Raw genomic sequence first — 13,756 nt, 5'->3', positions numbered from 1 at the left:
ATTTCCCCGACCCTAAAGGGAGTAATTTCTGTCACTTTCAAAAGGATTTTTCCTCCCTTTAGGGCTGGGGAAAAGAAAAAAAGTTTATAAAAATCTGTTTTTCAATAATTTTTAAACAGGCTTTTAATGCTTAAAAAAAATGTAACTGCTCTCAAATAAATCATTTCAACAAATGAACGAATCCAGAAAATCCGCAGAAGAATTTTTACATCTTATCAATAAATCAAAAAGAGGAAAGCTTAAGATTTATATCGGGATGAGCGCAGGCGTGGGAAAGACCTACAGAATGCTTCAGGAAGCCCATGTTCTTTTACAGAACGGAATTGATGTGAAAATCGGTTACATAGAAACACACAGCAGAAAAGAAACACACAGCCTGCTGGAAGGTTTACCTATCATCCCACGGAGAAAGCTTTTTTACAAGGGTAAAGAGCTGGAAGAGCTTGATGTACCTGCAATTCTTATTCTCCGTCCTGAAATTGTGATTGTGGATGAGCTTGCTCACACCAACATTGAAGGAAGCAAAAATAAAAAACGGTGGCAGGATGTAATGGATATTCTGGAAGCCGGAATCAACGTCATCAGTGCAGTAAATATTCAGCATCTGGAAAGTCTTAATGATGAGGTGAAGGCAGTTACAGGCATTGAAGTGGCCGAAAGAATTCCCGATACCGTTCTGGCATCGGCCGATGAGGTAGTCAATATTGATCTCACTGCCGATGAATTGATTTTGAGACTGAAAGAAGGGAAAATTTATGAACAGAGTAAAATTCCTTCAGCGCTCAGTAATTTTTTTAAAAACGAAAATATTCTTCAGCTTAGGGAGCTTGCACTGAAGGAAGTGGCGTCACAGGTGACCAGAAAGGTAGAATCTGATATTATTATCGGAAAAAGTTTGAAGAAGGAAAGATTTCTTGCCTGCATCAGTTCCAATGAGAAAACCGCACGAAATGTGATCCGGAAAACTGCCAGACTCGCCAATTATTATAACAGCAAATGGTTTCTGCTGTATGTACAGATTCCTAAAGAATCTGCAGACAGAATTTCACTGAGCAAGCAGAGGCATCTGATCAATAATTTCAAACTGGCTACAGAACTGGGCGGGGAAATCGTAAAAGTGGAAAGCAGAAATATTGCGTTCTCGATCATGGAACAGTGTGATGAAAAAAGCATCACCACCGTCTGCATTGGCAAGCCCCATCTTGATATCTGGAGAATAATCTGGGCTACAGATACATTCAACTCTTTATTAAAAAGGCTTTCAAAGCAAAACGTAGATTTAGTAATTTTGTCCTAATGAAAATAAAAGCAAAACTTAATGCCGGTGTAGGGCTGATGTTTTTAATGATCATCATTCTGTCTCTTTCAGGCGGATGGTTTATTTATCAGCTGAAAAAAGATACACAGAATATTCTTGTTGCCAATTACAATACGTTGCAGTATTCCAGAAATATGCTTTTGGCACTGGAAGATTTGGGCAAAGATCCGGTTGCGGGAAATGATTTCCGGAAAAACCTTGAGCTACAGTCAAAAAATATAACGGAAGACGGTGAAATGCAGGCAACGCAGAACATTGAAAGACATTTTTCTGAGTTAAAAGCAGATTTTGGAAATCCTGCAATAGAATCATCCATCCGGAAAGATATTGCTGAACTGATGCAGCTCAACATGAATGCCATCCAAATTAAAAGTAAAATAGCAAACACCACTGCAGAAAATGCAATTGCTGTGATATCAGTTTTAGGAACCCTGTGCTTCCTGATTGCCTTTATATTAATGGCAAATTTGCCCGCCAATATTTCAAATCCTATCCGGGAACTTACTTCGAGTATCCATCAGATTGCCAATCAGAATTATAAGGAACGCGTTCATTTTAAAAGCAACAGCGAGTTTGGTGAACTGGCAAAATCTTTCAACACCATGGCAGAAAAACTTCAGGAATATTCTGAAAGCCGTCTCGATAAAATCCTGAAAGGTAAAAAGAGAATTGAGACTTTGATAGACAATATGCACGATGCGGTTATTGGGATAGATGAGAACCGGAAAGTTCTCTTCGTGAATGATGAGGCGCTGAAGATTTCAGGTTTGAAAAAGACTGATTTTGTAGGCAGGCAAATTCAGGATATTGCAGTTTCTAATGATCTGATACGCAATTTAATTAAAGAAATCATCCATCCGGATTCAGAAAAAGATTCTTCCGGTTCCCTGAAAATATTCGTTGAAGGAAAAGAGAATTATTTTGAAAAAGAGATTGTGGATATCAATGTGATACCAACCGGCGAACAGGAAATTCAGTTGATTGGGCAGGTAATTATGCTGAGAAATATTACTCCTTTCAAAGAACTGGATTTAGCCAAAACACAGTTTATAGGAACTGTTTCTCACGAATTTAAAACTCCTATTTCCTCCATTAAAATGGGGCTGCAGCTTTTAGAAAACGAAAAAGTGGGAAATCTTAATGAGGAACAGAGACATCTTCTGAAAGGAATTAACGAAGACACCGTAAGATTGCTGAGGATCACAGGTGAGTTGCTGAATTTAGCTCAGGTAGAAACAGGAATTATACAGCTCAATATACATCCTTTCAGCATTGACCCGATGATAAAAGAAGTGATGGATACCAACCAGTCTGCCGCCGCTGAAAAAAATATACGCATTAATGCTCATGTTGATTCCCGGGTTGAAACGGTGAATGCGGACGAAGAAAAAATTGTCTGGGTTTTAAACAATCTGGTCTCCAATGCAATCCGTTATTCTTCTGAAAATTCTACTGTAGATATTGCGGTGAAAAAGGTAGATGATTCTGTAAAATTTTCAGTTACAGATCAGGGGAGAGGTATTGAACCTCAGTATTTAAAACAGATATTTACCAGATATTTCCGTATACCGGGAACGAAAACAGAAGGCAACGGCTTGGGATTAAGCATCTGCAAAGACTTTGTGGAGGCCCATGGAGGGTCTGTATCTGTAGAAAGCAAACCAGGACAGGGAAGCAGTTTTAGTTTTGAAATAAGCTCAAATCTTAAATAAATTGCCAGTCAGAAGCGCTTATATCTTCAGGCGAATACTGTTGAATAACCTTATTTTTAACCGTATTCGCCTCAGATGAAATCTGTCTGAAGATGAATGATGCAGAAGTTCTGTTGAGTCAGACAGTTTTAGCGGCAGCAATGGGTAACTTAAACCAAAATGTGCTGCCTTCACCTTCTCTGCTTTCCATCCCGATTTGCCCGTTATGTCTTTCTATGATCTCTTTGCAAATGTATAAACCAATTCCAAAGCCTTTTTTGTTTTTCATAGCATCACTTTCCACTCTGTAAAAGCGGTCAAAGATAAAGGGCTGGTCCTTTTCCGGTATTCCCATTCCGTTGTCTTTCACAGAAATATGTAGAAAACCATCCTGGGTAAAAGATTTTATGGTAACTGCAGTTTCTCTGGGCGAATATTTTACTGCATTATTAATAAAATTCACCAGCACCTGCTCAATTTTATTACGGTCTGCTTCTACCACCACCTTTTCAGAAGGTTCGAAAACCAGGTGATGAGAAGTTATTGTTTCCAGAGATTCTTCTTCCGTTGATCTGATCAGGTGAGCTACATCAAAATGAGATTTTTCCAGGTTGATTTTTCCTTCACCAAGACGTGCTGAATCGAGAAATCCGTTGATTAAATTTTCCATACGTTTTACCTGACTGTCTAATTTCAATAGATTATCTGATAAAATCGTGTCATTGTTTTTTTTGGCACGTTTGTTAAACAAATGCACATACGCTTTTATAGCTGTGAGTGGGTTTCTCAGTTCGTGGCTTACCATTCCTACAAAGTCTGTACGGCGCTGTTCATCCAATTTTCTTTCTGTAATATCTGCAATGGTTCCGGAGAGATAGGAAGTTTTCAGATCCCTTGGATCTCTGTAAGACTGTAAAGTCGCACAAACCCATCTGAGTTTTTTATCATGATATCCTACCACCGGATATTCAAATTCATAAGGTTCGTCATTTAAAATTGAAGACTCGATGATGTTAATAACCTCCTGACGGTGTGACTCTGCAATCTGGTTTGCGGCAACATCGAATGGCATTGGCTCATCAGGGTAAAATCCGTAAAGCTCTTTGGTTCGGGACGAAGAAAGCAGTTCTTTGGTCTGAACGCTCATCTGCCAGGTTCCAAGATTAGCCGAAGAAATGGCAGATTTAAGACTTTCTTCGCTTTCTTTTAATTTTTGCTGTAAAAGATAGCTTTCTGTAATATCTGCAAAACTCCCGATTGCTCCGGTTACATTTCCATCAGCATCTTTTACGGGCATTGCATTCATCCGCAGATATTTCGAATCTCCACGCTGATCAGTTATCATAAGAATATGATCAAGTACAGGATTACCGGTATTCAAAGCGATGGTAATAGGATGTTCTTCAGTAGGAAGGCTTGATCCGTCGGACCTGCGGTTATTCCATTCCGGAGAGATATTAGACAAAGCCAGCATACTTTTTTCGTCCATCTGAAAGATTTCCTGATTGCGTTTATTGGTATACACAATATTTCCCTGATGATCGGTTAACCCAATTCCTTCTCCTACAATATCGAGTATATTCTGAATTTTCTCTTTACTATCAGTTAAATCACTTACAGCTTTTTTCAAACTTTCCTCAGCTATTCTTAATTTTTCGTTGGTTTCAGTAAGATTTTTATTAGCTAAAAAAAGACTTCTGTTATTTCTCCGCAACAGCAGTTTGTCAATTACCTGACTGGCAATGGTATGAAGAGCTTTCTTTTGTACTTCTGTCAAAAGTTTCGGTTTCTGATCGATTACACATAGAGAGCCCAGAGCAAAACCCTCCTTATCCATAAGCGGAATTCCCGCATAAAAGCGTATATCAGGATTTCCGGTTACTAAAGGATTGTCTTGAAAGCGAAAATCATTCCGTGCATCTTCAATCTGCATCAATTGCCCTGGATCCTGTATTGCATGTGAGCAGAACGAATGACATCTGTCTGTTTGTCTGGCATCAAGACCATAATGAGACTTAAACCACTGTCTGTCTCTGTCTACAAAGCTGATAAGGGAGATTGGAGTATCACAGATAGCTGCTGCCAACGCAGTAAGCTCATCAAAATCTTTTTCTGTATCAGTATCAAGGATGTGGTAAGAGTAAAGCGCTTCCAGCCTCTTAAGCTCATCAGAAGAATTATAATCGGCCATGGTGATGTTGCAGAATTATCAAAGTTATGTTTGCAAAGGTAACTAATAATAGTCTTTTGTCTTACAGATACTGTGCCTTTTTCCTTATCGTACGGTACGCGCTGTATTTCAAAAGATGATGCAGGCAATATTTTTGTTCTGAAAAAATAAAATTCTAAATTTCTTCAAAATCACTTCTCAATTTTGTCGTCAGAAGATGGATGAAGCAAAGTGATGTACACACAATTCTTCTTAAAATTATTTAAAATCATTCTTATTATTTTATTTTCTAAATTTGATTAGTGAAAAAGATGTTTTCTATACTGTTTTTAACTTTGTTTTTGGTTTCTACAACCGAACTGTATCAGTTATTTAAAATCCCACAGCTTATAGAGCATTATTTTGAGCATAAAAATTTGAATTCAGAAATGAGTTTTACCGCTTTTCTGAAAACCCATTACGATCATCCGTCAAAAGACGGTGATTTCGGGAAAGACAGAAAACTTCCATTCATCGTTCACGCCAAAACATTGAGTTTACTGTTCGTATTGGATAAAGAATTTCAGATGGTCGCGAAGCAGGTTTCATTTGAAAATATGAAATCGTATCAGATGCCTTTAATAGATGAAGATCTGTGCTTGAAAGGCTTTCTCAATGGGGCTTGGGAACCACCCAGGATTTCATTTTCCTAAAACTTTCAAAATATTGATTTACTATCTGTAAATCAACAATTTATCATTTTTTTATTTATCATTAATTATATCCTAATGAAAACATTATTTTCAGCTATACTTCTGGCTGTATTCTCTGTTGGCGTACATGCGCAAAGCAGGTTTGAGAATGCCCAAAAACAGGCATCAGAAAACAAAGAATTGATATTGCTTAATTTTTCCGGATCAGACTGGTGTATTCCGTGCATCAAACTTCATAAAACCATGATCGGAACGGACGAATTTAAGAAACTTGAAACCGAAAATATCGTCGTTTACATCAATGCAGATTTTCCGAGAAACAAAAAAAATCAGCTTTCAACAGAGTTGAAAAAAGAAAACTCATCTCTCGCCGACCATTATAATCCGAAAGGCATATTTCCGTATACACTTCTGATGAATTCTGAAGGTAAAATTCTAAAGAGCTGGGAAGGCCTGCCATCCGGAAATGCTTCGTCTTTCACAAAAGAAATCAGAGAAATTAAGGAAAATCAAAAACCCTGAGGCTGATGCTGAAAGAATTTAAAAGGCCCCAGAAACTGATGGGTAACGCCTTTGAAATAACTGTGGTGAGCGATAGTGAAAATTCTGCTGACAGGCATATTGATGCAGCGATTGCAGAAATCCAGAGAATAGAAAAACTCCTTACTACTTACAGCGACGGGAGCCAGACCAATCTCATTAACCGCAACGCAGGAATTAAACCTGTAGAAGTGGACGAGGAAATTTTCAGTCTGATTGAAAGAAGCCTCAGAATAAGCAGCATCACAGACGGATATTTTGATATTTCGTACGGAAGTATTGATAAAAGTTTCTGGAATTTCGACAAAGAAATGACAGCGCTGCCCAATCCCGAATATATAAAAAAACAGCTCGAGCTGGTTAATTATCATCATATTATCCTGAATAAAGATTCTCAGACGGTTTTTCTTAAGAAGAAAGGCATGCGTATCGGCTTTGGTGGAATCGGGAAGGGCTACGCTGCAGAAATGGCCAAACAGCTGCTTCAGACCCGTGGTGTAAATTCAGGAATTGTAAATGCCTCAGGCGATTTAACTACATGGGGAAGCCAGGCCAACGGAAAACCCTGGACGGTAGGAATCGCAGATCCTGATCATTCGGGACAGCCGTTTTCTTACATGAATATCACTGATATGGCTGTCGCAACCTCCGGAAATTATGAAAAATTTGTAATGATAGATGGTAAAAGATATTCTCACACCATCAACCCGAAGACTGGAATGCCCGTATCTGGAGTAAAAAGCGTGACCGTTTTCTGCCCGAATGCTGAAATTGCAGATGCCATGGCAACTCCCGTAAGTATCATGGGAATTCAGCCGGCTCTCAATATGGTCAATCAGATTAACCATCTGGAGTGCATTATCATTGATGAAGAAGACCATATTTATTCTTCTCAAAATATTAATCTAAAATGATCGTAAAGGTTTCATTTTAAACAAATTAAATTCAAAACAAATGAAAAACTTAAATAAAACAGCGGTTGCTGCCCTGTGCATCACCGCAAATGTACTGATGCAATCCTGCGTAACGGTAAAAGAGTACGATAAAAACAAACTGAACGATGCCGAAATGACCCTGGGCAACAGACCGGTTGAAAAAACAGAACTGAGTTTTCAGTCTTACAGAGAAGGTTCTTCAGGAGCAAATGCCGGGAAAGTAGGAGGTGGATGCGGTTGTAATTAAGAGTAACTGTACAGTAAAAATGTGATTCAAAATGAAAAAAATTATCATAAGCATCGTTGCTCTTTTTGGGATTTTTAATGTAAAGGCACAGCAAAATACAGGAAGTGAACAGCCTAAAAAACTAACATTTGATGAAGCCAATTTGGTTTCAAGCTATTATAAACAGGATGGGAATAATTCTGCCGTCACCGGAGGAACCGGAACCGAAAAATTGTCTGATATCTCAAATACGATCGATGTAACCGTTGTAAAATACGATAAAAAAGAACGGAAGAACAAATTTAGTTTCAGTGCAGGAATAGACCATTACACATCTGCATCTTCTGATATGATTGATCTGAAAGCAAATTCTTCTGCTTCCCGTGCAGACAACAGGATTTATCCTGCTTTGAGCTGGAGCCGTGAGAATGCCGAAAATGGTACAACTTTGCTGGCAGGCGTATCTTCTTCTTTTGAGTATGATTACCAGTCTTACAGCGCCAATATTGGTTTTTCGCAGAAAACGCCCAACAAAATGGGAGAATTTACAGCTAAATTTCAGGAGTACATGGATCAGGTAAAACTGATTGCTCCTGTAGAGCTGAGAACCGCACAAAATGAGGGAACGAGCGGCAGAAACACTTATGCATTATCTTTAGCGTATTCGCAGATTATCAACCAGAATTTTCAGGTGGAGCTTCTGGCAGATGGTGTACAGCAGACGGGTTATCTAAGTTTGCCGTTTCACAGGGTTTATTTCAAAGACAGCTCTGTGCATCAGGAGGCCTTGCCGGATAAACGTTTTAAAATTCCTGTGGGATTCAGGGCCAATTATTTTTTAGGTGACCGGTTAGTTGTGAGAGCTTACTACCGTTATTACACAGACAACTGGGGTTTAAAATCAAATACTGTAAGCCTGGAAACGCCGGTAAAGATTTCGCCTTTCGTTTCGGTGACGCCTTTCTATCGCTACTATAAACAGACTTCGGCAAAATATTTTGCACAGTATCAAGAGCATACCGCTTTTGATGATTTTTACACCAGCAATTATGATCTGTCTCAATTCAGCAGTAATTTTTACGGAGCGGGCATCAGAATCAATCCTAAAAACGGGCTGTTCGGAGTTTCACGCCTGAATATGCTGGAAATCCGTTACGGTCATTACACAAAATCTATAGGAATGAAATCTGATATTTTATCGTTAAATGTAAGATTCAAATAAAAGCCTGTTTAAAAATGATTAGATAAACAAATTTTCAAGTCATTTTTCTTTTACCCAAGCCAAAAGGGAGAATAAAAATGGTTTGAAAATTTTATTAAAATGAACTCCCATGTCATCCAGAGTTTAAAGAAGGAAGGGCCGCGGAAATTAATTTTGATGAAATTTTAAAAAGATGCTAAATAAATCAATTTTGGATTGTTAAGATCATTGGCAGGTCAGAATTTTTCTCAGAAGCTGGCAGCAGTTTTCAAATATTTTTACAGCAAAGTTTATATTTTAATGAAAATCTTCACAGAGCCGGCTGCTTTAACTGAAAACATAAAAAAATTTTAAAAGGATGATAAAAACAGAAAAGCAGGGTTTAATTCAGTTGCTGAAAATTTCGTTGCCATATATTGTTGTCACTGCCGCTTATACAGTTTTTATACTTGGTCTTGAAGAATATTTTGGTGATCACATCTATAAAATACCGCGGCAAATAGGTTCTGTATTTGGTCTTGCAGTTGCATTTTTCTTAGGTTTCAGAATGAATTCTTCGTATGACAGATGGTGGGAAGCCCGAAAGATATTTGGTGAACTTACCAACAACACAAGAAGTTTTGCCGCAAAAATATATGCCTATTAAAGTAACAGTGCGAACATCATTAAGGTAGAAGAAAACTCCCTGAAAACCCAGGCTCAGAATATCATTGAATTAATTTTGCTGTACATTCGTCAGCTCAAAATGAAATGCACAACAACTTCCAGCCAGCATTCAGTGAGCAGGAAATACAGGTGTTAAATAGTTTTGAAATCAACATGGAAAATAAAATTTCAAATTAATTATTACTCGCCGTAACCAAAAGTCTGGAACACAGTTTTACATCAAAGGCAAATTTTGAAAAAAATGATTTGATGCAGCATATTACCCGTTTCTATGACATTCAGGGGAAAGCAGAGCGGATCAAAAATACTCCGTTTCTGATGATTTACAGTGCATTTACAAAGATTATTGTGAGTTTTTATATTGTTTTACTGCCGTTGTTTATCGGCGATATTGATTTAGGTGGTGAAGACAGCACATTTGAGTTATTGACCATCCAAATTATGGTTATTATCAGCACTTCATTTTTAACCATTAATAAACTGGCAAACCTCTATGGCGAACCTTTTTCTGATAACAAAACATCTGTAACCGTTGATGAAATCTGTAAAACAATTGTACAAAACTGTGATGAGGTAAAAAGAAAGCTTCTGTAAATAATGCTCCTGTCACAAGTTCATTTAATTATGAAACTTTAAATCACCAGGTGAATGTGTTTTTGTTAGTTTTTAAGAATTTTTAAATATTTCGAATTCAGAAAAGATTTTTTACTGAATCCTAATCAAAGTATGCGTGCAATAAATGGAGAATTTTTATGATAAGATAAGTGCAATTATAATTGCCTATCTGCAACATCTTCATTAATATTGTGTTAATATGTTAGCACTAAAATTTTTCAGTTTTTTTAAGACTTATAGAATAATATTGGTTCTGTTTCTTCTTGTTTTTTTTTCTTGTAAAGAATCGCAGAAAACTTCAGATAAAATTACTATCGGATTTTCGCAGGGCTTGGGAAATCATCCGTGGAGACTGGCAATGAACCATTCTATGGAAATACAGGCATCACTTCATTCCGAAGTAGAGCTGAGTATACAGAAAGCAGAAGGTTCTGTCAATAAACAGATTCAGGATATTCAAAAATTGATTGATCGTAAGGTGGATGTGATTATCATTTCACCCATTGATCCCCATTCCTTAGTTCCTGTGGTGGAAAAAGCGGCTGCAAAAAATATTCCCGTTATTTTGCTGGACCGGAAGATTAATTCAGAAAAATATACAACATATATTGGCGCAGATAACGTTGAAATTGGTAAAGATGCAGCCAATTACATTCTTTCAGATTCCAAAAATGATAAAAAAGTAATCGAAATACGAGGTGACGACCAATCTTCGCCAACAATTGAGAGAAGTTTAGGCTTTCAGGAAATTATCAAAAACAATCCCAATACAGATTTACTAAAAACGTTTAAAGGACTTCCAGCAGACTCTTTCAGGAAAACGCTGGATTCATTAGGAAAGCAAAGTCTGTATGTTTTTGCTTTTAATGATGAGCTTGCCGACATTGCGTGGCAAATTGCAAGGAATAGAGGTTTGGAAAAACAAATCAAATTTATCGGTGTTGACGGACTGAATACAAAAGACGGAGGAGTACAAATGGTTCTGGATGGTAAGCTGAACGCCACTTTATTGTATCCGACAGGTGGAGCAGAAGCCATCAAAACTGCAATTAAGATTCATAACGGTGTTCCTGTTCCGAAACGTATCAAACTTAGCACAACGATTATTGACCGGATGAATGCTGAAATTATGCGCAATCAGTTTGATAAAATCATCGAACAGCAAGACATCATAGAAAATCAGGTACAGGCGATTAAAAAACAGACTGAGCTTTATTCTTCACAAAAACAATTGTTCCGATGGTCTATCATATTGCTGGTATTGATGTTTTGCCTGGTTGCTTATTCTATTTACCTTATTTATGCAATCAAGATAAAAAATAAGCAGCTTACCCTTACTAACGAGAGAATTACTATTCAAAGAAACCAGATTGAAACCATTGCCAATAAGTTGAAAGAAAGTAATGAAGCAAGGGTTAATTTTTTTACGGGATTGTCTCACGAATTCAAAACGCCCATTACGCTTATCCTCAGTTCATTGGAATCTTTAATTGATTCTGGCAAAACCAAAGGTACAAAACCGCCCTATGAATTGGAGCTGATCAATAAAAACTCCAACAGATTATTACGACTGGTGGATAACTTGCTGGATTTTAGGAAAATAGAAAACCAAACTTTTAACCTAAGAGTTTCCAAAACGAATATTTACGATTTTACTTACGCCATTTTCCGTGATTTTGAAAATGAAGCGAAGAAAAGAAATATCAAATTCGAAATTCATTCTCAGAATAAAAATCTTGAGCTTTATATCGACAGAAACCTGATGGATAAAGTCTATTTCAACCTTTTGTCCAACGCTTTTAAATTTACTCCGGACAATGGAAAAATTGAAATCACGATTCAGGAAAAAGGAAATCAAGCGGTCATCAGCTTCAAAGATAATGGGATCGGAATTCCTGAAAAAGAGATTGTCAATGTATTCGAAGCTTATTTCAAGGGTTCCAACAACCGAAAAAACAGTTCAGGAATCGGGCTTCATCTTAGCAGACAGTTCATTGATCTTCATCTTGGGAAGATAGAAGTGAGTTCTTTTCAGGGAACAGAGTTCGTCATCAGTCTTTATAAAGGAAACAAGCATTTCAATGAAGACCAAATGGTAAAAGAACCTAGTCTTGCAGGTGCTGAAAGTCTGGCAAAAGATATCGTTTTTACAGGATTGGAAGACGAGACGATTACTCAAAATCAGGAATCTCAAGGCGAACGTTATTCACTTCTTTTGGTAGAGGACAATTCGGATTTATCTTTCTTTTTAAGCAACAAGCTTCAGAATGAGTTTGAGATAATGGTTTCTGACGGTACAGATGCGATTGATAAAGCTTTAATTGAAATTCCTGATATTATCGTTTGTGATGTGAATCTTCCGGGCAAAAATGGCTTTGAAATCTGTGAAATCTTAAAAAACGACCTTCGTACATCACATATTCCGGTCATTCTTTTGACCGCTCTGGATAATAAAGAATCTTATCTGCAAGGATTGAAATCCGGTGTTGATCTTTATCTTACGAAACCTTTCAGTTACACGATTCTGATACAATCGTTGCGTGCATTACTTTACAACCGGGAAAAACTGCGTTATTATTATACAAATAATATTGGCAGAATTGTGGACAGCAAGTCGTTCGGAAGCATAGAACAGACCTTTGTGAACAATCTGAATAACTTGATTAAAACAAATATTGACAATGCCGATTTTTCAGTGGAAAATCTCGCAGACTTGCTTAATATTTCCAGAATTCAGCTTTATAGAAAGATAAAAGCAATATTTGATGTGAACGTGAGCGATTATATTAACAATCTCCGTCTTGAGCAAGCCAAATCAATGCTTCAAAATCCTGAACTGACGATTTCTGAGATTGCATACAAAAACGGTTTTTCTTCCCCGAATTATTTCTCCACTGTCTTCAAAAATAAGTTTGGCGTATCCCCGAATGCTTTTAGAAAGTCCGCAGATAATGAGTTGTAAAAATGTGCGAAATCAACTATGATATTGTAACATTTTAATAAAAAAATCTAACACTTTAATCTTATTTAGATAAGAAAAATTATGTTGTCTGATGAAAATTATACAATTAACAGGTCGCTCCTATAGAGCTTAAATTATCAAAGAATTACTTTCTTTCTATTAACAGTTAGCTCCTAATGGAGCTGTATTTAGTCCTGTAAGGACTTACTGTTAATAGAAAAAAAATAAGGTCAAAAAAAATAGCTCCGTAGGAGCGAACTGTTAATTTATCCGATAAACATTGTATTAATCAATTTGTTTTCAATTTTTTGAGGACAACAATGAAAAAAATATTCACACCTCATATTTTACCATATTCAGCAGCAGTTTACTAATCTGTTGCTTTTTTTATTAAATTTTCCCAACATTACAGCTTCATTCGGAAAATTAAACAGCTTTTCATAGGAATTGTAATTCCTAAAAGTTATTGATCCAAAAACGATACACCTTGACCATTTTTTCGGTTAAAATTTTCATAACATTATTTGTTCTTAAACCTCGAAAACGCCAAAACACACGTAACATTTTTATAAAACAATGTAACATTTTTGAAACCTGATGAAAATTTAATGAAATTATTTTAAATTAAATAATTGATTATTAGTAAGTTACTGTTATTTAACAAATAATTAACCTTTTCGAAATATTTAGTTACATAATTAAACCTTCGGATAGCCGCCTTGGGATATATTAGCCACAAA

Annotated in this window: 11 protein-coding genes; 10 read left to right on the top strand and 1 reads right to left on the bottom strand. The window is 36.8% G+C overall.

Annotation, left to right across the window (positions count from 1 at the left end; all coding sequences use genetic code 11):
• Window positions 1-172: 172 nt before the first annotated feature.
• Both ASG31_RS09020 and ASG31_RS09015 read left to right on the top strand, forming a co-directional pair.
• Window positions 173-1,297, top strand: a complete 1,125-nt coding sequence (locus ASG31_RS09020) for a histidine kinase (protein ID WP_056030888.1) — start codon at window positions 173-175, stop codon at window positions 1,295-1,297.
• Window positions 1,297-3,030 carry an ATP-binding protein gene (locus ASG31_RS09015; RefSeq protein ID WP_056030886.1) on the top strand — a complete coding sequence of 578 codons (1,734 nt, stop codon included), beginning with the start codon at window positions 1,297-1,299 and terminating at the stop codon, window positions 3,028-3,030. The genes ASG31_RS09020 and ASG31_RS09015 overlap by 1 nt, the downstream gene beginning before the upstream one ends.
• A 118-nt stretch (window positions 3,031-3,148) precedes the next feature.
• Here ASG31_RS09015 and ASG31_RS09010 read toward each other — a convergent pair whose 3' ends face one another.
• On the bottom strand, window positions 3,149-5,200 hold the full coding sequence (locus ASG31_RS09010) for an ATP-binding protein (protein WP_056030883.1): 2,052 nt from the start codon (window positions 5,198-5,200) through the stop codon (window positions 3,149-3,151).
• A 290-nt stretch (window positions 5,201-5,490) separates the two neighbouring features.
• Between ASG31_RS09010 and ASG31_RS09005 the strand changes: the two genes are divergently transcribed.
• The 8 genes from ASG31_RS09005 (at window position 5,491) to ASG31_RS08975 (ending at window position 13,016) form a co-directional block, all read left to right on the top strand.
• Entirely contained in the window at window positions 5,491-5,871 is a 381-nt protein-coding gene (locus ASG31_RS09005) for a hypothetical protein (RefSeq protein ID WP_231433777.1), read from the top strand.
• A 75-nt stretch (window positions 5,872-5,946) separates the two neighbouring features.
• A complete protein-coding gene (locus tag ASG31_RS09000) occupies window positions 5,947-6,393 on the top strand; it encodes a thioredoxin family protein (RefSeq protein ID WP_056030877.1) in 447 nt (148 codons plus the stop codon).
• 5 nt (window positions 6,394-6,398) lie between these two features.
• Complete coding sequence (locus ASG31_RS08995; RefSeq protein WP_056030874.1) at window positions 6,399-7,325, top strand: FAD:protein FMN transferase; 927 nt, start codon at window positions 6,399-6,401, stop codon at window positions 7,323-7,325.
• 40 nt (window positions 7,326-7,365) lie between these two features.
• Window positions 7,366-7,593: a DUF4266 domain-containing protein gene (locus tag ASG31_RS08990; RefSeq protein ID WP_056030871.1), complete on the top strand. Its 228-nt coding sequence runs from the start codon at window positions 7,366-7,368 to the stop codon at window positions 7,591-7,593.
• Window positions 7,594-7,624: 31 nt separating this feature from the next.
• On the top strand, window positions 7,625-8,794 hold the full coding sequence (locus ASG31_RS08985) for a DUF3570 domain-containing protein (RefSeq protein WP_056030869.1): 1,170 nt from the start codon (window positions 7,625-7,627) through the stop codon (window positions 8,792-8,794).
• A 337-nt stretch (window positions 8,795-9,131) separates the two neighbouring features.
• Window positions 9,132-9,419 (top strand): bestrophin family protein, encoded by a 288-nt coding sequence (locus ASG31_RS18890; protein WP_231433778.1) that lies wholly within the window; start codon window positions 9,132-9,134, stop codon window positions 9,417-9,419.
• Between the two features lie 269 nt (window positions 9,420-9,688).
• Window positions 9,689-10,033, top strand: coding sequence for a bestrophin family ion channel (locus ASG31_RS18885; RefSeq protein WP_231433779.1), 345 nt, complete (start codon window positions 9,689-9,691; stop codon window positions 10,031-10,033).
• A gap of 220 nt (window positions 10,034-10,253) precedes the next feature.
• Entirely contained in the window at window positions 10,254-13,016 is a 2,763-nt protein-coding gene (locus ASG31_RS08975) for a substrate-binding domain-containing protein (protein ID WP_056030866.1), read from the top strand.
• Window positions 13,017-13,756 lie beyond the last annotated feature (740 nt).

The organism is Chryseobacterium sp. Leaf404 (assembly GCF_001424145.1).
Lineage (GTDB): Bacteria > Bacteroidota > Bacteroidia > Flavobacteriales > Weeksellaceae > Chryseobacterium.
Note: the sequence above shows the minus strand (reverse complement) of the source record. Positions and strands in the feature narration are given on the sequence as shown.

What these genes read in the sequence shown, in the direction of transcription:
- ASG31_RS09020 (WP_056030888.1), top strand. Translation starts at nt 173, where the DNA reads ATGAACGAATCCAGAAAATCCGCAGAAGAATTTTTACATCTTATCAAT.
- ASG31_RS09015 (WP_056030886.1), top strand. Translation starts at nt 1,297, where the DNA reads ATGAAAATAAAAGCAAAACTTAATGCCGGTGTAGGGCTGATGTTTTTA.
- ASG31_RS09010 (WP_056030883.1), bottom strand. Translation starts at nt 5,200, where the DNA reads ATGGCCGATTATAATTCTTCTGATGAGCTTAAGAGGCTGGAAGCGCTT.
- ASG31_RS09005 (WP_231433777.1), top strand. Translation starts at nt 5,491, where the DNA reads ATGTTTTCTATACTGTTTTTAACTTTGTTTTTGGTTTCTACAACCGAA.
- ASG31_RS09000 (WP_056030877.1), top strand. Translation starts at nt 5,947, where the DNA reads ATGAAAACATTATTTTCAGCTATACTTCTGGCTGTATTCTCTGTTGGC.
- ASG31_RS08995 (WP_056030874.1), top strand. Translation starts at nt 6,399, where the DNA reads ATGCTGAAAGAATTTAAAAGGCCCCAGAAACTGATGGGTAACGCCTTT.
- ASG31_RS08990 (WP_056030871.1), top strand. Translation starts at nt 7,366, where the DNA reads ATGAAAAACTTAAATAAAACAGCGGTTGCTGCCCTGTGCATCACCGCA.
- ASG31_RS08985 (WP_056030869.1), top strand. Translation starts at nt 7,625, where the DNA reads ATGAAAAAAATTATCATAAGCATCGTTGCTCTTTTTGGGATTTTTAAT.
- ASG31_RS18890 (WP_231433778.1), top strand. Translation starts at nt 9,132, where the DNA reads ATGATAAAAACAGAAAAGCAGGGTTTAATTCAGTTGCTGAAAATTTCG.
- ASG31_RS18885 (WP_231433779.1), top strand. Translation starts at nt 9,689, where the DNA reads ATGCAGCATATTACCCGTTTCTATGACATTCAGGGGAAAGCAGAGCGG.
- ASG31_RS08975 (WP_056030866.1), top strand. Translation starts at nt 10,254, where the DNA reads ATGTTAGCACTAAAATTTTTCAGTTTTTTTAAGACTTATAGAATAATA.